The organism is Methanocaldococcus fervens AG86 (genome assembly GCF_000023985.1).
Classification (GTDB): Archaea; AGJL01; Methanococci; order Methanococcales; family Methanocaldococcaceae; genus Methanocaldococcus; species Methanocaldococcus fervens.
In genome coordinates, this window is the sequence record NC_013157.1 from 1 (window position 1) to 22,190 (window position 22,190).

34 protein-coding genes are annotated in these 22,190 nt (G+C 32.8%); 6 read left to right on the forward strand and 28 right to left on the reverse strand.

The features are described from left to right. Window positions 1-6 precede the first annotated feature (6 nt). The 22 genes from MEFER_RS08005 to MEFER_RS08100 all read right to left on the reverse strand — a co-directional run bounded on the left by MEFER_RS08005 (window position 7) and on the right by MEFER_RS08100 (window position 12,447). The gene (locus MEFER_RS08005; protein ID WP_048056480.1) at window positions 7-1,350 is read right to left on the reverse strand and encodes an ATP-binding protein; all 1,344 of its coding nucleotides are present in this window, start codon (window positions 1,348-1,350) and stop codon (window positions 7-9) included. A 143-nt stretch (window positions 1,351-1,493) separates the two neighbouring features. Next, window positions 1,494-2,144, reverse strand: a complete 651-nt coding sequence (locus tag MEFER_RS08010) for a hypothetical protein (protein ID WP_012795034.1) — start codon at window positions 2,142-2,144, stop codon at window positions 1,494-1,496. Between the two features lie 12 nt (window positions 2,145-2,156). After that, the gene (locus MEFER_RS08015; protein ID WP_012795035.1) at window positions 2,157-2,618 is read right to left on the reverse strand and encodes a hypothetical protein; all 462 of its coding nucleotides are present in this window, start codon (window positions 2,616-2,618) and stop codon (window positions 2,157-2,159) included. An 8-nt stretch (window positions 2,619-2,626) separates the two neighbouring features. Beyond that, window positions 2,627-3,124, reverse strand: a complete 498-nt coding sequence (locus tag MEFER_RS08020) for a hypothetical protein (protein ID WP_012795036.1) — start codon at window positions 3,122-3,124, stop codon at window positions 2,627-2,629. Between the two features lie 5 nt (window positions 3,125-3,129). Next, window positions 3,130-3,381, reverse strand: a complete 252-nt coding sequence (locus tag MEFER_RS08025; RefSeq protein ID WP_012795037.1) for a hypothetical protein — start codon at window positions 3,379-3,381, stop codon at window positions 3,130-3,132. 2 nt (window positions 3,382-3,383) lie between these two features. Then, window positions 3,384-3,536, reverse strand: coding sequence for a hypothetical protein (locus MEFER_RS08380; RefSeq protein ID WP_012795038.1), 153 nt, complete (start codon window positions 3,534-3,536; stop codon window positions 3,384-3,386). 1 nt (window position 3,537) lies between these two features. Then, a complete protein-coding gene (locus tag MEFER_RS08030) occupies window positions 3,538-3,819 on the reverse strand; it encodes a hypothetical protein (RefSeq protein ID WP_012795039.1) in 282 nt (93 codons plus the stop codon). Window positions 3,820-3,829: 10 nt separating this feature from the next. Beyond that, a complete protein-coding gene (locus MEFER_RS08035) occupies window positions 3,830-4,159 on the reverse strand; it encodes a hypothetical protein (RefSeq protein ID WP_012795040.1) in 330 nt (109 codons plus the stop codon). A gap of 15 nt (window positions 4,160-4,174) precedes the next feature. Continuing rightward, entirely contained in the window at window positions 4,175-4,681 is a 507-nt protein-coding gene (locus tag MEFER_RS08040) for a hypothetical protein (protein WP_012795041.1), read from the reverse strand. 50 nt (window positions 4,682-4,731) lie between these two features. Next, window positions 4,732-6,681 (reverse strand): hypothetical protein, encoded by a 1,950-nt coding sequence (locus MEFER_RS08045; RefSeq protein ID WP_012795042.1) that lies wholly within the window; start codon window positions 6,679-6,681, stop codon window positions 4,732-4,734. A gap of 42 nt (window positions 6,682-6,723) precedes the next feature. Then, complete coding sequence (locus MEFER_RS08050) at window positions 6,724-8,574, reverse strand: PEGA domain-containing protein (protein WP_012795043.1); 1,851 nt, start codon at window positions 8,572-8,574, stop codon at window positions 6,724-6,726. A 5-nt stretch (window positions 8,575-8,579) separates the two neighbouring features. Further along, the gene (locus MEFER_RS08055; protein WP_012795044.1) at window positions 8,580-8,900 is read right to left on the reverse strand and encodes a hypothetical protein; all 321 of its coding nucleotides are present in this window, start codon (window positions 8,898-8,900) and stop codon (window positions 8,580-8,582) included. A 2-nt stretch (window positions 8,901-8,902) separates the two neighbouring features. Further along, the gene (locus MEFER_RS08060; protein ID WP_012795045.1) at window positions 8,903-9,235 is read right to left on the reverse strand and encodes a hypothetical protein; all 333 of its coding nucleotides are present in this window, start codon (window positions 9,233-9,235) and stop codon (window positions 8,903-8,905) included. A 246-nt stretch (window positions 9,236-9,481) separates the two neighbouring features. After that, window positions 9,482-9,688, reverse strand: a complete 207-nt coding sequence (locus tag MEFER_RS08065) for a hypothetical protein (protein WP_012795046.1) — start codon at window positions 9,686-9,688, stop codon at window positions 9,482-9,484. 13 nt (window positions 9,689-9,701) lie between these two features. Next, window positions 9,702-9,923, reverse strand: a complete 222-nt coding sequence (locus MEFER_RS08070; protein WP_048056481.1) for a hypothetical protein — start codon at window positions 9,921-9,923, stop codon at window positions 9,702-9,704. Next, complete coding sequence (locus MEFER_RS08075; RefSeq protein WP_048056482.1) at window positions 9,898-10,122, reverse strand: hypothetical protein; 225 nt, start codon at window positions 10,120-10,122, stop codon at window positions 9,898-9,900. Before MEFER_RS08075 ends, MEFER_RS08070 begins: the two co-directional genes overlap by 26 nt. Window positions 10,123-10,127: 5 nt before the next feature. Further along, window positions 10,128-10,511 carry a hypothetical protein gene (locus MEFER_RS08080; protein ID WP_012795049.1) on the reverse strand — a complete coding sequence of 128 codons (384 nt, stop codon included), beginning with the start codon at window positions 10,509-10,511 and terminating at the stop codon, window positions 10,128-10,130. Window positions 10,512-10,561: 50 nt separating this feature from the next. Beyond that, entirely contained in the window at window positions 10,562-10,894 is a 333-nt protein-coding gene (locus MEFER_RS08085; protein WP_012795050.1) for a hypothetical protein, read from the reverse strand. A gap of 172 nt (window positions 10,895-11,066) precedes the next feature. Beyond that, window positions 11,067-11,327 carry a hypothetical protein gene (locus tag MEFER_RS08090; protein WP_012795052.1) on the reverse strand — a complete coding sequence of 87 codons (261 nt, stop codon included), beginning with the start codon at window positions 11,325-11,327 and terminating at the stop codon, window positions 11,067-11,069. A 52-nt stretch (window positions 11,328-11,379) separates the two neighbouring features. Next, window positions 11,380-11,907, reverse strand: a complete 528-nt coding sequence (locus MEFER_RS08095; protein ID WP_012795053.1) for a hypothetical protein — start codon at window positions 11,905-11,907, stop codon at window positions 11,380-11,382. Between the two features lie 74 nt (window positions 11,908-11,981). Next, entirely contained in the window at window positions 11,982-12,143 is a 162-nt protein-coding gene (locus MEFER_RS08385; protein WP_012795054.1) for a hypothetical protein, read from the reverse strand. Between the two features lie 64 nt (window positions 12,144-12,207). Continuing rightward, window positions 12,208-12,447, reverse strand: coding sequence for a hypothetical protein (locus tag MEFER_RS08100; protein WP_157200704.1), 240 nt, complete (start codon window positions 12,445-12,447; stop codon window positions 12,208-12,210). A 258-nt stretch (window positions 12,448-12,705) separates the two neighbouring features. On the opposite strand from MEFER_RS08100, the gene MEFER_RS08390 reads away from it, so the two are divergent. The 6 genes from MEFER_RS08390 to MEFER_RS08125 all read left to right on the forward strand — a co-directional run bounded on the left by MEFER_RS08390 (window position 12,706) and on the right by MEFER_RS08125 (window position 18,859). Next, window positions 12,706-12,876: a hypothetical protein gene (locus MEFER_RS08390; protein WP_012795056.1), complete on the forward strand. Its 171-nt coding sequence runs from the start codon at window positions 12,706-12,708 to the stop codon at window positions 12,874-12,876. A 630-nt stretch (window positions 12,877-13,506) separates the two neighbouring features. Beyond that, window positions 13,507-15,765 (forward strand): ATP-binding protein, encoded by a 2,259-nt coding sequence (locus MEFER_RS08105; protein WP_083767098.1) that lies wholly within the window; start codon window positions 13,507-13,509, stop codon window positions 15,763-15,765. 11 nt (window positions 15,766-15,776) lie between these two features. Next, a complete protein-coding gene (locus MEFER_RS08110) occupies window positions 15,777-17,150 on the forward strand; it encodes a restriction endonuclease (RefSeq protein WP_012795058.1) in 1,374 nt (457 codons plus the stop codon). 59 nt (window positions 17,151-17,209) lie between these two features. Further along, a complete protein-coding gene (locus tag MEFER_RS08395; RefSeq protein WP_048056483.1) occupies window positions 17,210-17,719 on the forward strand; it encodes a hypothetical protein in 510 nt (169 codons plus the stop codon). Window positions 17,720-17,757: 38 nt separating this feature from the next. Then, window positions 17,758-18,198 (forward strand): acylphosphatase, encoded by a 441-nt coding sequence (locus MEFER_RS08120; RefSeq protein ID WP_048056484.1) that lies wholly within the window; start codon window positions 17,758-17,760, stop codon window positions 18,196-18,198. A gap of 145 nt (window positions 18,199-18,343) precedes the next feature. After that, window positions 18,344-18,859 (forward strand): winged helix-turn-helix domain-containing protein, encoded by a 516-nt coding sequence (locus tag MEFER_RS08125; protein WP_012795061.1) that lies wholly within the window; start codon window positions 18,344-18,346, stop codon window positions 18,857-18,859. Window positions 18,860-19,168: 309 nt separating this feature from the next. Here the strand turns inward: MEFER_RS08125 and MEFER_RS08130 are convergent, their stop codons facing one another. From MEFER_RS08130 to MEFER_RS08155, 6 genes are all read right to left on the reverse strand, one after another. Next, window positions 19,169-19,711, reverse strand: a complete 543-nt coding sequence (locus MEFER_RS08130) for a helix-turn-helix domain-containing protein (RefSeq protein ID WP_012795062.1) — start codon at window positions 19,709-19,711, stop codon at window positions 19,169-19,171. A gap of 6 nt (window positions 19,712-19,717) precedes the next feature. After that, window positions 19,718-20,269: a tyrosine-type recombinase/integrase gene (locus MEFER_RS08135; protein ID WP_012795063.1), complete on the reverse strand. Its 552-nt coding sequence runs from the start codon at window positions 20,267-20,269 to the stop codon at window positions 19,718-19,720. 99 nt (window positions 20,270-20,368) lie between these two features. Continuing rightward, window positions 20,369-20,548 carry a hypothetical protein gene (locus MEFER_RS08140; RefSeq protein WP_012795064.1) on the reverse strand — a complete coding sequence of 60 codons (180 nt, stop codon included), beginning with the start codon at window positions 20,546-20,548 and terminating at the stop codon, window positions 20,369-20,371. Between the two features lie 71 nt (window positions 20,549-20,619). Next, window positions 20,620-21,072: a hypothetical protein gene (locus tag MEFER_RS08145; RefSeq protein WP_012795065.1), complete on the reverse strand. Its 453-nt coding sequence runs from the start codon at window positions 21,070-21,072 to the stop codon at window positions 20,620-20,622. 1 nt (window position 21,073) lies between these two features. Next, a complete protein-coding gene (locus tag MEFER_RS08150) occupies window positions 21,074-21,415 on the reverse strand; it encodes a DUF5102 domain-containing protein (RefSeq protein ID WP_245527803.1) in 342 nt (113 codons plus the stop codon). Next, entirely contained in the window at window positions 21,399-22,187 is a 789-nt protein-coding gene (locus tag MEFER_RS08155) for a hypothetical protein (protein WP_012795067.1), read from the reverse strand. The genes MEFER_RS08150 and MEFER_RS08155 overlap by 17 nt, the downstream gene beginning before the upstream one ends. Between the last annotated feature and the right edge of the window lie 3 nt (window positions 22,188-22,190).

Consider the following 22,190-nt stretch of genomic DNA (forward strand, 5'->3'; position numbering starts at 1 on the left):
CTCCACCTATAAGGATTGTGGATGCCTATAGGCAATTCTCTCACAAAATTGTTTATCATAAATAAAATAGCCACGGAATTTGTTTTTCTGCTTAATTTTTAGGTATTCATCTATAGAGTTGCACTCTTCCATCATAATGTCATCAATGTCAAGGTTTGGAACCATGCTTGCCAGTAGCTTGGCATCGTCTAATCTTACTATTTTTCCAACAATGGCCACATGCATGGCACCGTCAATCAATATTTTATCCAGCCCTGTCAAGAATTGGGTAGCTCCAAACAAGTTTATTCCCAGCGACCTTCCCTCTCTGTATATTTTAGTAATTGCTGCTTTACCGTGAGAGTTTGTTATGAAGTTTTGAATTTCATCAATGAAGAAAAAGACTGGAATTTTATACTTGAATGCTACTTTTATCGCCCAATCAACAATCATTTTAAAAATAAGGTTCTCTTCTTCATGGGTTAAATCAGAATTCTGAGAAAAGTCTATAATATTGATTCTTTTGGGAGTTATGTGTTTGAAAAAGTTTTCATCTGGGGAAAATAGCTTATCCTTTTTCAACCTATCCATTGTTTCTTCTATCCTCATGTATGTCCTTGATGGGCTTTCTGGGTTTTTCTCATGTTTTAATGCAATTTCTAAAACTTTATCAGGGTCTCTAATGCCTTCAATATCCCATATTCTTTTTAATCTTTCCCCATGCAGTGTTCCAGTTCCAACATTTGTTAGGTTTTCCAAAAATGCATAGTTTATACTGCTGTATTTTATCTTTGCATCTACAACTTCAGTTTTCCAGCCGTTATCTGCTTTTATGTGGTTTAAAGGTCTTCTTGGCCTAAATACAAATCTAGTAACTGGGTATGCTTTGGGTTCTAATCCAAAGTAACCCAAAATAGAATGTGTCCCAGAAAATCTTGTGTATTTTCCTAAAACATTAGGCATTCCCATTGCAAAATCTCCAGGGCTTCCATAAAAGTGAGGATATTTTTTTATTTGTTGGACATACCATTCTATGTATTTCCATGTCTTTTCCCCATATTTTTTCATACATTCTGCTCGGGAGTATTTTTGGGTTTCAATATAATAAATTTCTTTAATTTTTTCAGCTTTTGAAACGTCAATTTTTCTTTCAAAAACAAAGATTAGTGGATAAATCCCTTTTTCGGTGTATGCTGTCCATATTGCTTCTATCATTCCTCTCATGACGGTAGTTTTTCCAAATCCTGAACCTCCAATAAACAACGTGTGGTTTGCTTCTTCTGTTTTTATTGATAGTTTTCTTAGAGTTCTGTCCCCATACTTTCTCCAACCCAATGCCTTTCCTCTACCAAGATATATTTGCACTTCCATACTCATCACTTTGTAACACTTAAAAAATAGAATTTTTATTTATTCTGCTTTATTTTCAAAAATGAGGATTTCTTAACTAAATGGTGAATAAAAAAATATATAGCACCGTGTAACACTTGAAGAAAAAAGCAATTAAAATTCATTCATAATGGGCATTCGTGCCTCTTTATATATCTTCTTAAAATCATCCCTAATGCACATACTCCCACCACAGCAATCCCTAACGCTGTAAAAATAGCATTCCATCTTTTATTTTCAGCTTTTTCCTTCTCTATGGATTCTTCTAATGTTGAATTTGAACTTTTAATTATCAAATCATTTATCAAATCTCTATACTGCTTATTCTGTTCTTTTAACATATCTCTTTCAGCTTTTAGCATTGTTATTTCATTTTTCAACTTGCTAATGTTCTTCTGCAATTCAATATTCTTTTTCTTGTAAGTTATCAGCTCTGATAGTTCTTTATTCTTTTTATGAAGTTCTTTTTGTAACCTTGTGATGTTTCTTTGGAGTTCTGCTATGAGAGCTTGATATGCCTTTACCATATTTGCATCATAAACAATAACTGCAGTTTGGTTCTCTATGATGATTTTGTGTATTATTGTAAGGTTGTCTTCTTTTGTGGCACTGCTAATATTGAGTATGTAGTAAGTTACTGTTTTTCCATTAGCAGTTATGTTTTTTGGATAGCAAGTGTAATAGGTTCCAGTTTCTGGATTATATACTACAATTGAATTAGCATAGGCACTACTCAATAGAACCAGTATTAAAATAGCCATAATTCTTTGTATCATACTCTCAACCTTTTAGCCACCAAATAGACCTTTAATCTTGCAGTATCCATTATCTCTGCTAACTAAAATGTATCCCATCAAATCACCAGCAGAGTGTCCCTTCCCAAAGTATAACTTAAATGCCCAGTAATAGTTTCCATTTTCAGAATATTCCTCAATATCCTCTGCCTTTATGTGTAAGTGATAATTATACTTGTCTAATCCGTATTCTTTCTCCTTTTTTTCTAAGTATTCTTTGGCTTTTTTATAAGCATCAAAGGCAGATACAGGATACTTTTTTGGTGGTGTTGATAGGACCACAAAAGAGCCATCTGAGTAACGTATAGTATTGTTAATTATGACATATCCCTTAGGAGGATAGCCAAATTCTAAAAGCTTCTCTTTTATTATCTCCTCATCACTATGTTGCATTTCCAAAATAGCAAAAGAAACTAAGAAAGTGATTAAAAAAGCAAAAAAGAGTATTCTCTTCATAATCTCACTTATGTTGTTATGTTGTATGCTCCCTCACTTGGGATTCTGTATTCAGTTCCATTATACATTATATCTAAATAGTAATACATTACAGTGGCATTTTCATTAGCTGGAACTTCAACAACTGTTGGCAATGTGATGTTAGATACTTCTTTAACTTTTGTGAAGTTAATATTATTAAATGATGCAAAGACTTGTATCAAATCAACAGTGATATTTTCCTTGGCATTAATAGAAATCAAAACAGCATTTGTTGCATTGCCATAAACAGCACTTGCATCAAATGAGATTTCCTCAATACCTGTTGAATTATCCGTTATGTTTGTAGCAGTTTCATTAATAGTTCCATTAATTGTTGAGTTATCTGCAGTTGTAGTATTCTCTGTATGATTTTTTAGAAAATCTAAAAGAAAGCCCCCATTTCCAGAATCTTTATGCATTAAAAAAGCTCCAGCCACTACAAGAATAAAAGCTATAATTAGTCCTATTGTAATGTTACGCTCCATTTTCATCACCTTTTATTTTTAGTTTCCTCTTCTAATGCTTTATTTACTAACTCATCTAATAACTTTAAGACATTCTCTTTTAATTTGTCTCTAATTTCTTTAGAATTCAAATTTCCAGCTTTTTTCAATATTTTTCCTAACATTATTATATCCTCAGCCAAATATTCATCAGCATATTTAAAACATAGCCTTGGAAAAAATGTAGGCAACTCTTCTTCTTCAAAACTATCCATATATTTATGATTTTTTTCACTCATAGTTAGCTCCTCTTTTTCTTTTTTGATGATTTTTTAGATTTGGATTTAGCTTTGAATTTAACCAACTTATACTGCCCCTTTTTATTCCCTTTTACAATCCGTGTATATTCCCCTTTCCCAAGTGAAAATGTATATAACGTCTCTCCATTAGCCATTTTAACCACCTGTAATGTTTATTGTCTCATTAACAGTAGAGTTTGTTGAATTGTTAATCAAATCATTGAGAAGGTTCAGAGGAATTGCATGTGAGTTTATAGGAATGTGGGATAAAATAAGCTCTTTTATGGTTTCAAGATAGCCAAAATGCATTAATGCTAAAAAAATCACTGATGCTATTAGTATCCACTTCAAGTTCCTCAAAAAGAATGCAATTGCTAAAACTACCAAAATCTCAAACCAATGTTGTTGTAATAAGCTAAAAATAGAACTTACATCCATTTCACCCACCTTAATCATCACCTTTAGCAAGATAACCAATTATAACTCCAGCCCCAATTCCTAACATGATTTTAGAAACTTCTAAGATTATCCTCCCAACGTCTTGTGTGTAATATAGCATTATTAGAATAGAAAGAATAATCACTGCAACAGCATCCCCTAAACCCCAATCTCTGCTTGCTATTTTCCATACGCATAAAAGTATAATAAAAGTAGGAACCCCCCAAGCTAAAACATCGTTATTAATATCTAAAATATGTCCAATCTGCTCTATTTGATTCTTATATGCAAAACAAAGTAAAAAAGTAAGTATAGAAGCTATAATTTGTTGTATCACCACATCAAACCACCTGTTTTATGTTGTCAGTCCTGGAATATGAGGGATTAATGTTAAATACTTTCCAAATGTTGCTATTGTCGCCCCAAGCCATGCGAAGAGGATAAGTTCATCATCCCCTGTCTCAGGGGCTAATATATATAAACTTAATAATGCTGCAACAACTAAGTTTGCTGGGCTCATAGAACCAACATTAAGAGTTATTGTTCCACTTACAAGCCATAACATTCCAAAAAAAGCTATTAACATCCCTATAAACGTCATTGCATACTTTCCATACTCACTTTTTCCACCATAAGTGCTATACAACTGATTAAATACCTCCATTGAATCCACTGCCTTGTCCAATAACTCTACAACAATAATCACTAAAAGAGGAACACTCGCAAATGCAGAAACTACTTCATTAAACGTCACTGACTGCTGAGCTCCATAATAAAACACTGCTCCCATACCAATAGAAAATGCAACTGCTTTTAATAGCTTTAATTTAAAATCTGTCTTTTCATTAGCTCCATTAGCCATAAAAAACACCTCCAAAAAATTTTATAAAAGAAAATTAAGAAAAAAGAGCATTAGAGTAGTTTAAGCACTATAATAGCCCCTCCAACAACTAAAATAACAACTACTAAAATCAGAACCCAATCTGGAACCCAATCTATACCAAGCCCTGCCTTAAATTGTTGCCAAATATTTCCAAGTGTGCTCCCTGCTGAAAACCACATGCTTGGCTCATACTTTGCTGAATCCTCATGTATCTTCCCTGCCTGCCCTTCTAATGCCTCTGCTTGGTTATCTAATCCAATTAACCTATATTCTGCAGCTTGCCTATAATAGTCCCCTTCCATTTCATAGTTTTGTGCAAGATAGAAGTCTGTCCTAATCATGTTAGGGTCTGCTGTTGATTTCATATCTTTTAAGTAGTCAATAGCTTTTTCATAACAACTTATTGCTTTTTTAGCATCTTCATAAGCTTTTTCATTAGTCTTATACCTATCCAAGCTTGCTTCAACTTGTGCTTTCTTTTCCATAAGTTCATTTATCATCATGTCAGCTTTTTGCTGTATTAACTGAATATCTTCAGTAGAAACTTTTCCATCGCTAAGCAAGCTCTCTATTTCTTTCATTCTCTCGTCATTTCCAGCCAATTTAATATTATCCAATACTGCAATATGTGGTTTTATAACTAACCATATTGGCTCTGAACCACATTCATCCTCAACTTGCCCAAACAACACGAAATATACCTCATATCCTACAGTATCATTCTCTTTTGTATAATACAACGACAGTATTGTTTCATCCTTCCTGATTCCCATTTCTCCAAAGCTACCTTTTGATAAATCCCCAATAGACCCTACTCCATCAGCTCGAATTCTCATACCTATTGATGCATAGTCATCTGAAATTGTTACTGGAACTGGTTCAAGGTTATCTGGCTCTCCAATTAGACAGAATCTATACTGGGCTGTGGATTGATATACATGGCATGGAGTAGCCCAAACTCTTCCTACAAAGTTTGAAACAGCCCCATTTACATCAGTAGCATAAGCAATTAACTCATCCACATTAGAATATGCCGTAGGTAAGGAACCTTCAGCCCCATCTACGTGATAAGCTCCATTATTGATGTGGTTCCATGCTGATAGTGAAACCATTTTTATATCAATTGGAACGGTCTTATCATATTCAGCTCGCCATTCTGTAGTATCTGGCTTCCCATCCCCATCTGTATCTACTTCTACTTCCTCCCATTTGTATAATTTAGCCTCCCCTTCTATTTCTACAACCACTTGAAACTTCTTAACAGTGGCATTCATCAACTCCCTAAGTGTTTTTAAATCTGCTGAACCTTGTGCAGCTAATCTTGCCTTACCTAAGTAAGGGTCTGGCGTTTTTAATGTTAGATTCAATTCATATTTTGTTAGATATGAGTCAGGGTCATACTGCTCTTCCCCATCAGGTTCATCAGTGTGGGCATTAGGGTCTCTAAAAATCAAAGTATCTGTAAAGTCTTTCTCACTCCATTTTCTCCCATCGGAATCCACAAGGTATACTTTGATAGAATTTATTTCAACGTAAGATTGCTGTGGCAAAGAGCTTGGAATACTCTCAGTTAATATTATCTGAACAGGGAAAACAGAGAATCCATAAATCTTATCTGCTCCTTTCAGCTTCACATCTAAATCAGTAATACTCCCTGAGTTCTGCGTTTCATAACTTACTAAACTTGATTTAAGTTTATACTTAATTTCATTCAAATCAGCTGCAGATGCATTTTCAGAATACACTTTATAACCAGCTAAATACTTGTATCTGTAATCACTTGCCTTTGTTAAGTTTGTTACTTTCTCAGCCCCAGTATCCACCACTGCAGCCTCTTTGGAAGTGTTTAAATCCAGTTCCCCATCTGAAAAATAATCTATTGCAACTCCTGCAATTATTGCCCCTGCCACCACTGCAGCAACAATTGGTAAAATTCCCCTTTTTGATTTTAATTTCTTCTTAAAAAAGTTAAAAAACATTTTAACCACCTCTAAAAAAAGATTTTGAAAAAGAGAAAAGAATTATTTTCTTATTAAAGCATAAGCAATTCCACCAACTAAAAGAACTCCCACAATAGCTATTAGCCACAATGGAATGCTACTATCTCCTATTGCTATTGGAATTGTATTTTCGACTATTTTCAACACTACATTTCCTTCAAAGAGTAATCCATCTGTTTCAGAGTCATAGACTTTCAATATTAGTTGATAGCTGTCAAATATTGCATTTTTTGGAACTTCAAATGATATTTCTACTGTTTTATTCTCATTTGGAGATACTGCGAATGTTTTATTTATGCTCAAGTTTAACAAACCAGATTCCAATGTTGCATAATAGTATTTTACTTTTGAAGATGGATTAACAATTGAAAACTTAACTGTTGCTACCTGCCCTTTTCCAGCTTTAACTTCTTTTGTTATTAAAGTTATAGGCTCTACAATGTGTATTTCTTTATATGTCTTAGCACCATTTCCTTGAATCTCTAAAACATAATCTCCAGCACTTGGTATTTTTACATTGAATTCTGCTGAACCATATTCAAGCAGTGTCTTACTCTCACTCCAAACTTCATTTCCATCTTTATCATGTAGGACCAGCAAGACAGCATAGCTCTGCCCTGTTGTATCAGTAACTCTAACTGTGTTGTCCCCTATTTTCCATTCTGGAAGTTCTAATAAGAATGGCAGTTCTAAAACTTCATAAGTAATTGTTTCTTGCTGTGAATATAAGTTTCCTTCAACATCTGAAGCTTCTAAGCCAATAGTAAATGAATGCTCTCCCCAGCTTGATGGTGTTTTGAATTGTATTTCCAACTCAACTTCCTTGCTAATATCTCCCAAAATGTAAGAACCATCATCTGATTTTTCTAATTCTTGCCCATTATATAATACTTTAATAACATCTACACCTGAAATTCTCATTCTTGTTCCATATGCATCCTCAATCGGGCTGAGCTTTAAACTTAACTTTGCTATTGAATCTGGATACGCATTATCTTCTAACTTGTAAGTAACTCCAAATATAGCATTCTTAGGAACTAAATTAACATGTATTTCTGTATCATTCTGAATGTTTATTGTTGTAGTGTAATCCCAAAAACCATCCTTGCTTATTTTTAATTCATGTTCTCCCCCAATAACTTGTGTTTTGAAGTACCCCCCATTGTCCGTTTTTCCCTTCAATTCATTGTCAATATAGATATTTGCATTTGGCTGTGAGTAGATTTCGAGAATCGGTTGTGGTATAACCTTAAAGTCTATTTTCATGCAATTTAATCCATCAGTTCTTGTTATTGTAAAATTATTATCAATAAACACTATTGCAATGTTAAACTTACTCGCTTGGGCGGCTCCATGGTCTTTCATAACTACCTTAAGCTTTCCAGATGTTACTAACTTTTTATAAAATCCTGACTTATCTTGCAGTAGCAAAGTGTCCCCATCATATATCCAACAATGAGATGCCCAATCGTAGGCAGACAAGTCAAGCTGCAAATCTGAAAGAATATACACATACCCTGGTCCAGACAAGTTCAACTCTATTGTTTTATATACGTCATCATTCCCAACAAGTGTGGCACTAACCTTAAAAACAGTAGCTTGTTTTGATACACTATACAAATCTGGAGAAAACGCAAAATTACTACCATCATAAGGCAGTAAAAATCTTGCGAAGTCATCCTCTGTTGGGAAAGTAATGACATTCCCAAGTGAGTATTGTGGAGTATAATACTTCCAAGATGTAGAATTAAGAACATATTGGATATCACTATCACTCAACCCATCTATTTTAACCATATATTCTTCAGCTGAAACTACATTAACAGCCATTACAACAAAAACTGAGAATAATAAAAGCACTAAATTCTTCATGCTAATCACCCTTCAACAAAATAGTCCAAAATAATCAATCCAACTAAAATAACACATAAAAAAGTTAAATCCTGACTAAAACCCTCTAAAAAACCTCTAATTAACAATGTTACCAAATAAACATCATAAAGTAAGACTCTAAAAGACGCTGAGAGAGGTTTTATATTCACAATATTCTTATTCCCCTTGTTTGTTAATGACCAATGAATTAACAGTCCAAAAATAACTCCAAATACCAAATATTCCGTTAATATAATCCCCTTATACACAAGATAAAAAGAAACTGCAAAAAATAGCAATATTTGAATAATGCTTAAAGCCCTCATAATTAGCCACCTTGCAAAATAGAATTAAGAGCCACTTCTAAGATTTTATAGTCTTTCCAATTCCTATATGTTCTTTTCAACTCTACAACCTTATCCATGAATTTTTGTTTTTTCTCATCATCTAAATTCATCTTTTTTGCAATCATCCCAGCAAACGTCTTTAATTGTTGCATATTAGAACATGATGCATTTTTGTATATAGAGCTCCCAAGCAAAACATGACACTTTGAATTCTCCAAATCCACATTTACAGCCTTAACCTCCCCTTCTAAGTAGTCTTTCTGAAAACATACTACAGGATTTAAACAATGAGGACAGATATGAACATAGACCATACTATCCCCTCTAAAATTAATTGCAAAAAAAATAACGACACTCCCAACTACCCAAAACCTGCCCTCCATCACAGCCAGTGGCTCAGGAGGGGAGACCCAAAAAGAGCCAATACTTTTAATATAAGTAGTCTATCTGTAAATTCAATAAATCTTTTACTATCGTGCGTATTTTTTGAAAATACAAATTTGTTCGTATATATTGATTTATATAAATTTACAAATGAAAGGGCTAATAAAAAAATAAATTTAAGCCACATTTTTTATAAGTTTTTTCCTCTCCTCTAAAAGCCTCTCCACCTCATTTTCCAAATTTCTCTCCCTAATCAATGCCCTAATACCCTTAATCAACAATCCCTTATTATCCGCACCAATCAATGCTTTAACAATATCAATCATAGCCTTTTCCTCTTCATTTAAATTTTTAGCATAAAAAGCATGATTTTTCTTCGCCATACCCCCACCCCAATCATTTTCTCCTAACCAGTCCCTTCAATTGCTTCCTCCAATTTTTTAACTCATCATCTATTCTCTTAATCTCTTTATTTAACCTTTTAATTTCCTCATTTATCAATCTCTTCTGCCTCCTTCTTCTTTCTAATTCTTTCAATAACTCTGCCTTCTCCGCCTTTAAATTATCCAGATATAATAAAATATTATCAATATTATTTGCACTTACTGTTATTTCCATAATCATCACCAAAAACTCTCTTATAAATCTCTTTTAACTCTTCTTTTGTCAAAACAACCATATCATGATTATCCACAATAATCCCCTTTTCCACTTCTTCAATCAAAAAAACATCCTCACTCTCCTTTATCACTCTTAACCTCCTAAAATAACCCTCCATATTAACCTCCTTTTCATAAATAACTTCATCTCTCTCCATCATCATCACCTAATAATCTCTTTATACCCACAGTCTTCGCAGTAAAGTTCAATCACTCTACCTTCTCCATCGCAAATCTCTTCCAAAGTTCCCCCACATCTTGGACAGATTTCTTCATCTTCATCCCCCCATGAATCATTCTTTTTATTTTCTTCATCTTTCTGTTCTTTCAATAGCTCACTTGGAAGTTCTCCCCTCTCAACTAACTTTGCCAAAACCTTCACAGCTCCCATCTCTGTCAATATGCCACAAAACAACTTATTCACAGCCCCTAACTCTTCTTTATATCTATCATATCCTAATCTATCTATCAATTTGTCCTTTAACTCCTCCAACTCATTCTTTTCAACTGACTTAACCCCTTTTTTATGAGTAATCTCAATTTCCATAAAAACCACCAAAAATATTTAAATAGAAAATTAGAAAAAAACAAAATGCTCTATGCAACAACTACTTGAAAAACATCAGCAGGAATCTCCCTAATACCCTTCCTCCCAATATCTTTTGAGTTCTCATAGACACTCTCCAAAAACTTCCTAACTTCCCCAACCTCCGTCTCAATAATACACTTAAAAGAATAATTCTCAAAACATGAGTATTTAATTTCCCTATCGCTCAAAAACTCAAAAGACGTTATTTTAAACGTCCCAGGAATCCTCAATAAAACCTCATTAGGATTAACATCACTAACTTTAATCTGCTTATAGCCCTTCTGAATAGCCAACCTAATCATTTCCTTAATCTCATCAGGAGTTTTCTTAATCCTCAACATACTCCCACCTCAGAATTTTTTTAGATTTATAAAATCACCAGAATCAACTTATTTAAAATGCAAATGTTAATTATCCTATTACATTTATCATAACAAACCCCAAAACCTACAAACTGCCCAAAATCGATAACATCTACTTTCATCCAACCACCAAAAAGCCCATTATAAATCTTCATGGCAATATTGTCCTAACAATATCGTAATACAGTATTTCTACCGCCTCTTCCATTTTATTCTTTTTCAGCTCTTCAAAGAATCTACCAAATACTTTTTTTACCAGCTCCTCAATCTCTTCATATTTTACTTCTTCAAAGTCTTTACAAGGTTCTTCAACATGCCATGCACAAAACTGACATCTATATAAGTCGTTCGGACACCTTTTTGGGCATCTGAAAACATTCTTACAGTAATAACAGCACTGCACATATGGCATTTTTAATCACCAAAATCTTTTTTAAAAGAGAAAAAAAGAACTGGTGGCGGTTTTAAGGGCAACCGCCAAGCCTTTCCTTCATCTCTAAGTATTCCTTAACCGTTATCTCTTCAACATCATCCGTTTTTGGATAAAACTTGCCTATCAACTTATCACTGATATGAATTATCCAAGTATCTCCTATCTTCTCTAAGCTCGGCCTAAACCACATCCATCCTTTACCTTCAATTAAATAACTTACATCCATTCCCATTAGTTTCATAATTTCCTTAACGTCTGGACATTGGACATTCTTAATCTCTAAAACTATCTCCTTACCGAGCTTACTCTTTTTATTTGGAACAAAATAATTATCTTTCCTCCTCCAACCGTTGCTTGGGATGTCACCTTTAACCCCTACACCATAAAATTCCAACTTCCCAAAGAAATCGTTAGTAAAATACACATCGTCCTTAGTGATGTCTTTAAAACCATATTTCTTACAGATTTTAACAATATTCTCAATGTATTTTCGCCTCCCTTCAAAATATGCTTCAATTTCTCTCTCCAATTCTGAGCCTTTTCTAACTTTGAATATCATACTCCCCCTCCGAACTCTTTTTTTTAAAAAGAGAAAAACTGGTGGCAGGGATTAAGCCCCCCGCCTGTGCTTTTTTACTTGGGCAATTTAGAAATTTCATGCTTAATTTCGTTTAACAATGCTTCAATAGTTATTCTATACGCTCCTTTACCAATGTGATTGTTATCAAGCATATTTGTGAATCTGACAATATTCCTTGCCAAAACTTTTACCTTAGTTGAATTTATCTCCGCCATAATCCCACCTCTAAGTTTTTTAATTTTTTTAAAGAAATAACGGGCATCATCCCGCCCCCTGGTCCTATTGGTCTAATTGAGGAATGAATCTAAGAACATATCCTTCCCCAAATCTCTCCATACCTACAACGAAAGCTCCAACTAAATTATCAGTCGTATATCCTGATTCTTCAAGTTTCTTCTTTAGAACATCTAATGCATTTCCATGCCTAACATCAAAATATTCATTATAGCTTAAAATAACAGCATAAGTTTGCTTTTTTAATCTCACATTATCTCCCTCCAACTCTCTTTTTATAAACAATAAATAACGGGCTTCATCCCGCCCCGTCTATTATTTAAAAAAATTAGTTATGTTGGTGGGGGTTTAGAGCTTACATCCCACCCAATCAGGGCAGGTTTTGAACCTACCCCTCATATACTTGGGTGGTCATGCCTTGACAATATTGTATAATGTCATCGATGATATATAAAATTTTCGATAATATTATATATCGTCAAGGAAATAGATAAATAATAGTTTCATCAAAATAGCACATAGACATAGAAGGAGTGTGAGAGGATGAACGCAATAGACATAAAAAAAGAATTAACAAGAATTGATGTAATATGTGACGAACTTTTAGAGTTAGAAACTACAAAAAGAGTGAAAAAAATAAGAGATGGTCTATTAAAAATCAAAGAAATTGTAAAAAGAGTAGAAGATAAAGAAATTTGTGAATGTTCAGAATGATTACTATATTCTATTTTATAAATATCATTCTACTTTCTCCTCATACAACCACTCAATATACGATTTTTCGGAATTTTGAGATTTTACAAAAATATGACCAGTCTATTTTTATTTTTACTAAATACAACCGAATTTTTTATATTTTTGTTTCTCAATTTTAATTGGTATTCGGTAAATAATCTCAAAGATTAAACTATATTTTTTAATTCGGAGACCTTTCGGAACTTATTTATAAATACGTTCCGAATAACCGCCGAATTAAAAAATAAGCAATATTACTTTACAAAACTCACCGAATAGCCACTAAAATTCTTATTTATAAATTGCCGTTATTCGGTAAAAATAACGATTATTTTATCTTATCTTGTTAAAATTAAAATAATAATCGATTTTCCGAAAATTAAAATTTTCATTGAACACCTTATTTATTTTAGTTTTAGATATCGATATCTCGTTAGACACTTTCCTTGAGTTTTATTAAAAATATTAATATAAGATATTAGCTTTTTTGGTTGGAACTTCTTAAACATTGTCGAAAATTTTATATATCATCGATGATATTATACAATATCATCAACAAAAATGTTTTATTATATAGTGGCAACAACCGTTAAAAAATGGGGGGTAGGTATGGGTATAAGAGAAGCAAAAATTAGAATTGTTAAACTCCTGCAGGCAGCTCCAAATAAATCTTTACCATGGAATGCTATAAAAGCTTTACTGGAATGTTATCATCCGACATCAACCATATATGATGCCAAAAATGAGTTGATTGAGGAAGGAATTATAAAAGAAGAAGGTAAAAAAGGGGAAAAAACAATTGTTTTAATTAAAGAGTCAGATTCAAATGTAGATATTGGATTTGGATTTAGTAGTTTTGATGATGAGATTATATTTGAAGAGGTTAGAGGTTATTTGGTTAATTATTTTAGAAACATACATAAGGAAGATATTATATGTAAGAATAATTTTGTTGTTATTGATTTAAATCATCTTTACAGCTGCGGTTTGATGGAGTTTGTTGAGTTTGTAGTAAATAATCCAGAGAGGGGATTAAAATTTTTGAAAGAATGTTATGAGGAGGCATATTATTCTCTAAATGTTGAGTATCTTCCGGAGGATTTTACCTTAACAGTAAAAAATATTCCTAAGGCATTGAGAGTTATAAACACGATTGAAGAGATTAGAAAATCTCACAAAGGAAAATTAATAGAGTTTGAAGGGATTATTGCAGTGGCATCAAAGGTTAAAGGTTACACTGAGAAAAAGTGTTTCGTATGTCAAAAGTGCGGATATGAGTGGTTAGCTGAGAACAATCTTTTTGACCCGATAAAAATAAAAAAATGTCCAAGATGTGGTGGAGATGTTGTATATAACGAAGAGAAGAGTATAGATATTGACATACAAGAGTTAAAAGTCCAACAGCCTTTAGAACAGATGAAAAACCCAGATGAAAATCCTAAATACATTACTGTTATTTTGAAAAACAGCCCTGGGATATACTCTGGAAGGGTGAGAATTGTTGGAGTTGTTAGAACATACAAAAGCACTAAGAAGAATATAGATGTAAAGGATTATTATGTTGAAGGATGGTATGTGGAAAAAGTTGATGAAAATGAAAATATATCTATATCTGAGGAAGATAAGAGACTATTTGAGAAATTAGCCAAAAGAAAAGATGTTATTGATTTATTGTCAGATAGGTTAATTCCAGAGATTAAAGGACATGAACATGTTAAGAAAGCTATATTCTTGCAACAAGTAAAAGGAACTAAAAAAAGAAGTGGTAGGAGACACAATATTCATATTTTATTAGTCGCTGACCCTGGAGTTGGAAAAACACAGATGTTGAGAAGGATAGCTAAGATTCCTGGAAATGTATATAGTTCTGTTACAACTGCGACGGCAGTAGGACTTACGGCAGCAGTTGAAAGGGAAAAAACGGAAATTGGAGATAATACTTGGGTAGTAAAGCCTGGTGTTTTAGTTAAGGCAAATGGTGGAACAGCGTGTATTGATGAGCTTGATAAAAAGAAGGATGTTCATACTGCAGTATTGGAAGCCGTTGAGAGCCAAACAATCCATGTTAATAAAGGGGGAATTAATGCTAAACTACCAGCAGAATGTGCAGTGTTGGCTGCTTGTAACCCAAAGTGGGGGAAATTTAATCCAGATGTCTCTATAGCTGAGCAGATAAATATTTACACTGCATTACTTGATAGATTTGATTTAATATTTCCTATCCGAAATGTTTCTGATAAGGACAGAGATAGAGAAATTGCGGACCATATTACAAGTTTAGCAATTTATGATAGTATTGATGAAGAAGTCGAAGGTTATGATTATATAACAGTTGAAGTTGATGGGGAGGAAATAAAGATAGATTTTGATTTTGTAGTGAAGTATATCATGTATGCAAGACAGAAAAAGGCAATACTTAGTAAAGAAGCCAAAGAAGTTTTAGACGATTGGTATGTAGAAATGAGAAAAAAGCATGAAATAACAGCAAGACAATTGGAAGGAGCTGTAAGATTGGCCGAGGCACATGCTAAGGCAAGATTGAAAGATATTGTAGAAGTAGAAGATGCTGAAGAGGCCATAACTATGATTACTGAGTGTTTGAAAGAAATTGCCTATGACCCAGAAACTGGAATCTTCGATGTGGATAAAATCTTAGGAATGTCTAAGAAAGAGAGGGATAAATTATCAATGGTCTATGAGATAATTAAAAAGTTAGCTGAGAAATCTGAGCTTGTTGAACATGAGGATGTTGTTAAAGAGGTAGAAAAGAGAGGACTGGGTGAGAAAGAATTAAAACAGATTATTGATAAACTTAAGAAGTATGGTGAAATAGATGAGCCAAGACCTGGTAGGTATAGGTTAATATAGGGTGATGAGAAATGGACAAGGCAAAACGGGGGAGGTATTTTGATTTAGATGCGTTGAATGGTTATGAGTTTGAGGAGTTTGTTGCTCGGTTGTTGAGAATGATGGGTTATGAAGATGTTCAAGTAACCCAAAGAACTGGGGATAAGGGGAAGGATATTATTGCCTATTCTAATCATGGTAAGCCATTTAAATATAAAGTTATCGTTGAGTGTAAGCATACTAAAAGTGTTGGAAGGCCTGTAATCCAAAAACTCCAAGGGGCTTTATTGCATGAGTTGGGAGACGACCCTTATATTAAAGGTATTATTGTAACCTCTGGTAAGTTCACTAAAGAGGCAATAGAATATACTGAAGAGATTAATAAAAAGCATGGCAGTTGGATGGAGATTGAGTTAATTGATGGTAGGAAATTGTATGAATTATGTAAAAAGCATGGAATTAAAATTGTTAGTGGAAATATCCAAGTAGTTTCAGATATTACCTTTAAACACTTACCAAAAGAGGAAGTTAAAAAGAGAACTATTGGTGAGTTAGAAACAATTAAAGGAATTGAAAAAACAACATATCAAGTAAAGACATGGAAATCTTACTATCCCTATTATTGTGTGAGGTATTCTGTCCATTCTCAAGTTTGCACTAAAGTTGGTTGTATTTATGAGGTAAATGTTGATGATGAGTTGTTGTTTGTTGATGGTGTTACTGGAAAAGTGCTGGATAATTTGCCTCATGGCTTTTTTAAATTTTCTCCTGAAAACCTGACTAAAATTCCTGAAGATGAAAAGAATTTAATTAGACCTTTTAATTTTTCTGTTGATGAGCTTGAACAAAAGGTTATTGACTCTATAATCAATAAATACACCAAAGAGGTTGTTTATAGGGGTAAAAATAATGTTGAGTATAGGAAAGTTTGTTCTCCAAAGAAAAAAGACATTTTAATTAAAGAATCTTGCCCAATATACTTACCTCAATATACTAACAGCATCAAAATCCAAGAAACCAACTATAATCAAAGTATTGTGGCTAATGAGAGGGATATATTTAAAATTAGTGATGATTTAGCCTTTTGTAAAGTTTGCGGTGAGACAATTCCTATTGGAGAGAGATATGTTTGTCCAGTATGTGGTAAGGTTTTAGGTCCTTGTCATGTGATTTTTGATTATTTGGATGGAACACCAGTATGCCCAGACCATGCAGTTCCAAGAAAATTGTATTTACAAACAATATACTTTGCTTCCAAGGAAAATCTTGAGAAGTTTAATAATATGTGGGCTACAATGTCGGAATGGGAGAGAATTACTACAGATACAACCTTGATGAAAGTTCTTATTGTAATTGGATTTGTTATGTTGCTATATTTGATTAAAATTTTAGGAGGACTATTTTAATTAACTACAAAAAGTAAATAGTAAAAAAATAAAGATAAAAGAAGTTGAGGGTGGGGGCTTTGAGAATCGCTACTTCCAATAGCGTTTGGATTGGGATTATTATTTTAGTAATAGTTACTTTTGCTCCTGGGATATGGTTTCTAATGCATTACAAAAGTTACAAAGTATTGCAGATTGGAAGCTATTCCCTTTCAGTAAGTTACCAGACTAACCCATTAATGTTTTATGCTGGAGTGTTTTTAATATCTTTTGGGATTATTTCCATACTTTGGGCTGGATACATCTATAACAATATTAAAAATAACCTAATTGAATATTTTAGTATCTGTCCTATCTGTAAAAGTCCGAATACTCTTGGAAAAATATCTTTTAGTATGACAATAGATGATGTTCAAACTGTTGCTTGCCAAAATTGTGGGGCTAAGTGGAAGATAAAAACTTCTGGAGCTACTGGAAATATAAAAACTGTAAAATTGGTTAAGCCGAGTGATGATGGTAGGGGGCAAGAATACCTTAGTAAGGAAACTGACCCAGAGTTTTGGGCTTCTTTAGCACGGGAAAAAGAATAAGAGCAATAAATAACATAATTTTTAGTATGGTGATTTTTATGTCTACTACTTATGAGTTAAGGATTTATGGTAAGGTTCAGCATGTTGGTTTTAGGGATAGGATTGAACATATTGGTAGGGGTTTGGGTATTTCTGGTGTTGTCTATAACCACAAGGATGGAACTGTTAGGATTTTGGCTAATTTTGATGATGAGGAGATTAAGGAACTGTTTAAAAAGAGTATTAAGGCGTTGGAAAAGAAGGATAAGCTTATAAAGATTGAGAAGATTGAGGAAAAAGAATTAAATGCTTATATTGAGTTCCCTGAGGGGATTAGTAGGTTATCTTCTGATGATATTTTGGAGTTGAATAAAAAGTTGGATGTGGGTGTTGAATATATAAAAATGATTTTTGAGAAGCTTGATACTATTGATAAAAAGTTAGATGATAAATTCGATACTATGGTTGAAATACTAAAAGAGATTAGGGATAAGCTTTAATTTCTTTTTTCTTATCACTTCTAACAGGGGCATTGTTTTTGGTCCTATGCCACTGCTATATATAATACAATTTTATAAAATTATAATTTTGAAAGTGGGCTTTCTATTTTTCTATCTCAATATTGCCATCTTAGGGGGCATTATTATGTTTAGGAAACTCTTTATAAAATATTTAGGTATTGATGAGTATGCTAAGCAAATTGAAGAGTTAAGGGATTGGAAGGAACGGAATGATTTGGAATTAAAAAGATTGAAAGAAGAAGTTGAGAATTTGAAGAAAGTTAATAATTCCATTTTGGAAGAAGTAGGAAACCTAAGAGGAGAGCTTATAAATGTGACTAATGAGCTTAGCGAGTTAAAGGGTGGAATTGATGAAATAAATGAAATTATTAATAAATTAAAAGAAATTGAAAATAGGTTGTTGGATTTAGAAAAATTCACTTCTGGAATGTATTGGAATAAAAAATCTGCGGGTGGAAATCTTGAGGATAGGATTATTGGGATATTATCTCTTCGGAATAGTATGTGCATAACGGAATTAAGAGATGAGCTGGGGATATCTGTTAGAACACTATATGATGTTCTTTCCAAAATGGAATCTTCTGGAAAAATAGAGAGAAGGAAAGTTGGGAGAAAAGTATATGTGCGGTTGAAGGTATAGTGAAAGCAGTTTTTTGCTCTGTCTTGGTTTTCAAAATAAGCATTCTTTAAGCTGTTTTATGTAAAATCTCAAAAGATAACAATCAAAACATAGGACATTAAAGCAAAAATTATAAAAAACCAACAAAAAAAGAATAAAAAAACATTTTTCACAACAAAAAAATTTTAACTCCAACTAATGAGGAAAACATAGTATTATTATTCTGCTCTATTATAAGTTTTAAACTACACATTTTTAAAGCTTTTTTATTTAAAATCTCAAAAGATGACAATCAAAACTTGGAACATTGGAGGTATTTTTGGGTATTTTTTAATATTCTTCTTCATCATCTTCATCTTCATCTAAATCATCATTTACATACATTATTATCTCTGTTAAGATATTTTTTGCTTTTTCTAAGTCATTTAGTTTTAGATGCATTTCCAGTTCTGCAAATAACATGTCTATGGTGCCATTGTATAGGCCTTTTTTAATAAGTTGCTCTTTGTATTCCAAGACCAGTTTTTTAAATAGTCTCATTTTTGCATTCTTTGCTATGTCTTTGATATACAGCCAAAGTGTGGATTTTGGAATGCCTAATTCGTTAGCAGTTTCCCTAATTGAGTAATTGTTATTAATTAGCTCAATAGCTTTTTCTAAAATGTCATTTTGAATTTTTTTCTTTCTCCCTCTCTGCTTTTCTTCTACATTTATTACAATTGTTGGGATTTCTTTTAATGCCTCTATCTTATACTTCATCTTTTTGTGGTTATATACACTTTTTGGCATTCTAACAATAATAACATCTTTTTTAGCCATTTCTTTTATTTTCTCAATTTCTTTCCAGCTCACTATTTTGTTTATTTCAATCATTTACACTCAGCCCCACTTTTTTAATATTTCTTCTGCGGTCCTTACTTGGGTGTATCTTAGGACCATGTCCAATGTTGCATGACCTGTTATGCATGCAATTAATTGGGCTGGAACATTTTGTTTTCCTAAATATGAAATGTATGCATATCTAAGTGAGTGCGTGTTGATTCCTAAATTGGTTATAAACCATTTAGACATATTGTTGGCTATTCTCCTTAAGTTTTTGCCTTCCCACTCTTCAACAACTTCTTTAATATTCTCTAAATCTTCAATTGTAATTTCATCTGGTAAAACAATTAATCTTTTAGCGTCGTCTTTCCTTTTTTCAACTCTAACTTTAACTTCTCTCTTATTAGTTTGTATTATTTTTATTAACCCTTCAACTGCTTCTCCTATTCTACAACCGTTCCTAAGTTGGAGGAGTCCTGTCAAAATGTAGGTATAAGCAATTTTATCTTTTTGATATAATGGCTTTTTGTTTCTATAGTAGTTTAGTCGGTTTAATAGCTCTTTTTTGGTTTCTTCATAGTCAAGTTCTTTGTCCCACTTAGCCTTCATGTTATCCTCACCATGTTTGTTCTGTCCAAAAATTTCTAACTCAAAGTAACCTTATGGAACTTTGATTACCTACAAAAACATTTAAAAAAATAAATAAATTCAATTAGAATTATCAAGCTGTTTAAGTGCTTTTTCTAATTTTTCTTTTAGTTTTTCTGCTTCCTCTTTTGTTATTTCAAAAATACAATCCTCTCCATCATTTATTATGTTAAATCCAATTTCTTCCTCATTCGTTCCATCTTTAATAACAATCATTACATCATTAGTTTTGAATAACATCGTTTCCCTCCAAAGGAACAATGACAAATGAGATTTAACTAAAATATGTCTTATTTTTATCCATGCTCTCACTATTCCTTCTTCTCTTCATTTTTCTTCTTTCCTGCTAATTTTCCTCTAATTTTTTCAACTTCTTCATCCTGATAATCTAATAAGCTTAATATATTGTCTGTGCTTTGTATGTCTTCTAAAGCTCTTTGTCTTTGTTCTTTGACAATTTCTTCTAACTTAGGGCTTTCTCCTAATATTCTTAGTAGTCTTGTTAATATTCTTTCTAACTCTATAACTCTTCCAGCATGATAATCAATGAATATCTCTGCTTTTTCAATGCCTCCAGAGTAGAGTAATTTATTCAATGCCAAATAGTAGCTATGCTTTTCAAATTCTCTTTTCAAATCTTTGACTAAAAGCCCAATGTCTTCTAATAAGGATTTATACTTCATTTCAAAATCTGGCTGGATGCTCATTTCTGGAATTTGATTATACTCTTGTCTATTTCTTTTTAATATGCTTAAAAATCCCATTTTATTCACCTCCAAGTTTTAATTTTATAAGTTCATCAAGTAATTCTAAATCCCTTCCAATTTCTCCAGCCAATAGCTTAATCCTATCTTGATAAGTTATATTGTGTATTATCTCCAGCCGTTTTACAATCCTAATCATTATTTTCTTATAAAGAGTGTTAAAATCCAAGATTGGCAGTTCATCTTCTGTAGGTTTTTTATGGCTGGTAGCTTTATCTTCTGATTTGGTGGTGTTGGTTGGGATACTTTCTCCATCATCTTCAAAATTTGGAAAGTTGTCTTCATCCTCACTAACTATTGGAATATCTTCAAAACCTTCAAAATCTTCATTCTCGTTCATCATCATACCCACCTAAGGATTTTAAAAACCTATCAAAAGAGAAGCTCATGTCAAATCCTGCAAACTCTTTGGTTTTAGACGTCTTTTTCTTCTTATCACTCATTGTTTCTTTTCCAATGTATGCCCTCATTGTTGGGTTCAAATTAAGTGCAGAGTCAATGACATTTGGAAACTCATAGCCCATCTTTTCAAGTGCATTTCTATACATTTCAGCCTCTTGAAGAGATAACAAGTAAGCCATCCTATCTTTTGGGTTTTCTCCCAAAGGTATGGCTATTTCAGTGTAACTATTGACTATGAAAAAACTGTGTGCGTATATGGTGATTAGCTCTTCTGAAATGTCTATACAAGATTCTGGAACATGCACTGCCCTATATTGTTCTTTTTTACCAGTGATAATTGATTTTAGTGTGGTTATAAGCTCATCAAGCCAGTCATAATATCTTTTCCTGTATAGAATGACATACATTCCATTTGGTTGGGGTATTATTGCAATGGGGTAGCCGAAGATTTTTTCTCCCCTTCCAGAGTTCCAGATAATTGCTTTTTGATGGGCTTTATATGGAGCTAATGCATTTAGTGCAATACTCTCTTTTTCTTTCTCAATTTGCTTCTTTCTCAATAATTTAATAGGATTTGACAATCTTTTTTTATCATGTGGATTACTCTCGGACTTAGTTTCAGTAGAAAGATTTTCTGGTTCTGTTCTTTCTTGAAGTAAAGATTGGTTTTGTGTAGTATTATAATTGGTTTTAAATTTTCCAAAGAGTCCCATTTC

Excerpts from the sequence above, each read along its gene's own strand:
- MEFER_RS08065 (WP_012795046.1), bottom strand. The coding sequence starts at position 9,688 with ATGGCGAAGAAAAATCATGCTTTTTATGCTAAAAATTTAAATGAAGAG.
- MEFER_RS08045 (WP_012795042.1), bottom strand. The coding sequence starts at position 6,681 with ATGTTTTTTAACTTTTTTAAGAAGAAATTAAAATCAAAAAGGGGAATT.
- MEFER_RS08095 (WP_012795053.1), bottom strand. The coding sequence starts at position 11,907 with ATGATATTCAAAGTTAGAAAAGGCTCAGAATTGGAGAGAGAAATTGAA.
- MEFER_RS08090 (WP_012795052.1), bottom strand. The coding sequence starts at position 11,327 with ATGCCATATGTGCAGTGCTGTTATTACTGTAAGAATGTTTTCAGATGC.
- MEFER_RS08075 (WP_048056482.1), bottom strand. The coding sequence starts at position 10,122 with ATGGAGAGAGATGAAGTTATTTATGAAAAGGAGGTTAATATGGAGGGT.
- MEFER_RS08055 (WP_012795044.1), bottom strand. The coding sequence starts at position 8,900 with ATGAGGGCTTTAAGCATTATTCAAATATTGCTATTTTTTGCAGTTTCT.
- MEFER_RS08125 (WP_012795061.1), top strand. The coding sequence starts at position 18,344 with ATGTTTAGGAAACTCTTTATAAAATATTTAGGTATTGATGAGTATGCT.
- MEFER_RS08025 (WP_012795037.1), bottom strand. The coding sequence starts at position 3,381 with ATGAGTGAAAAAAATCATAAATATATGGATAGTTTTGAAGAAGAAGAG.
- MEFER_RS08030 (WP_012795039.1), bottom strand. The coding sequence starts at position 3,819 with ATGGATGTAAGTTCTATTTTTAGCTTATTACAACAACATTGGTTTGAG.
- MEFER_RS08070 (WP_048056481.1), bottom strand. The coding sequence starts at position 9,923 with ATGGAAATAACAGTAAGTGCAAATAATATTGATAATATTTTATTATAT.
- MEFER_RS08020 (WP_012795036.1), bottom strand. The coding sequence starts at position 3,124 with ATGGAGCGTAACATTACAATAGGACTAATTATAGCTTTTATTCTTGTA.
- MEFER_RS08110 (WP_012795058.1), top strand. The coding sequence starts at position 15,777 with ATGGACAAGGCAAAACGGGGGAGGTATTTTGATTTAGATGCGTTGAAT.
- MEFER_RS08150 (WP_245527803.1), bottom strand. The coding sequence starts at position 21,415 with ATGATGAACGAGAATGAAGATTTTGAAGGTTTTGAAGATATTCCAATA.
- MEFER_RS08155 (WP_012795067.1), bottom strand. The coding sequence starts at position 22,187 with ATGGGACTCTTTGGAAAATTTAAAACCAATTATAATACTACACAAAAC.
- MEFER_RS08085 (WP_012795050.1), bottom strand. The coding sequence starts at position 10,894 with ATGTTGAGGATTAAGAAAACTCCTGATGAGATTAAGGAAATGATTAGG.
- MEFER_RS08120 (WP_048056484.1), top strand. The coding sequence starts at position 17,758 with ATGTCTACTACTTATGAGTTAAGGATTTATGGTAAGGTTCAGCATGTT.
- MEFER_RS08390 (WP_012795056.1), top strand. The coding sequence starts at position 12,706 with ATGAACGCAATAGACATAAAAAAAGAATTAACAAGAATTGATGTAATA.
- MEFER_RS08385 (WP_012795054.1), bottom strand. The coding sequence starts at position 12,143 with ATGGCGGAGATAAATTCAACTAAGGTAAAAGTTTTGGCAAGGAATATT.
- MEFER_RS08040 (WP_012795041.1), bottom strand. The coding sequence starts at position 4,681 with ATGGCTAATGGAGCTAATGAAAAGACAGATTTTAAATTAAAGCTATTA.
- MEFER_RS08380 (WP_012795038.1), bottom strand. The coding sequence starts at position 3,536 with ATGGCTAATGGAGAGACGTTATATACATTTTCACTTGGGAAAGGGGAA.
- MEFER_RS08010 (WP_012795034.1), bottom strand. The coding sequence starts at position 2,144 with ATGATACAAAGAATTATGGCTATTTTAATACTGGTTCTATTGAGTAGT.
- MEFER_RS08135 (WP_012795063.1), bottom strand. The coding sequence starts at position 20,269 with ATGAAGGCTAAGTGGGACAAAGAACTTGACTATGAAGAAACCAAAAAA.
- MEFER_RS08005 (WP_048056480.1), bottom strand. The coding sequence starts at position 1,350 with ATGGAAGTGCAAATATATCTTGGTAGAGGAAAGGCATTGGGTTGGAGA.
- MEFER_RS08145 (WP_012795065.1), bottom strand. The coding sequence starts at position 21,072 with ATGGGATTTTTAAGCATATTAAAAAGAAATAGACAAGAGTATAATCAA.
- MEFER_RS08105 (WP_083767098.1), top strand. The coding sequence starts at position 13,507 with ATGGGTATAAGAGAAGCAAAAATTAGAATTGTTAAACTCCTGCAGGCA.
- MEFER_RS08130 (WP_012795062.1), bottom strand. The coding sequence starts at position 19,711 with ATGATTGAAATAAACAAAATAGTGAGCTGGAAAGAAATTGAGAAAATA.
- MEFER_RS08050 (WP_012795043.1), bottom strand. The coding sequence starts at position 8,574 with ATGAAGAATTTAGTGCTTTTATTATTCTCAGTTTTTGTTGTAATGGCT.
- MEFER_RS08060 (WP_012795045.1), bottom strand. The coding sequence starts at position 9,235 with ATGGTCTATGTTCATATCTGTCCTCATTGTTTAAATCCTGTAGTATGT.
- MEFER_RS08015 (WP_012795035.1), bottom strand. The coding sequence starts at position 2,618 with ATGAAGAGAATACTCTTTTTTGCTTTTTTAATCACTTTCTTAGTTTCT.
- MEFER_RS08080 (WP_012795049.1), bottom strand. The coding sequence starts at position 10,511 with ATGGAAATTGAGATTACTCATAAAAAAGGGGTTAAGTCAGTTGAAAAG.
- MEFER_RS08140 (WP_012795064.1), bottom strand. The coding sequence starts at position 20,548 with ATGTTATTCAAAACTAATGATGTAATGATTGTTATTAAAGATGGAACG.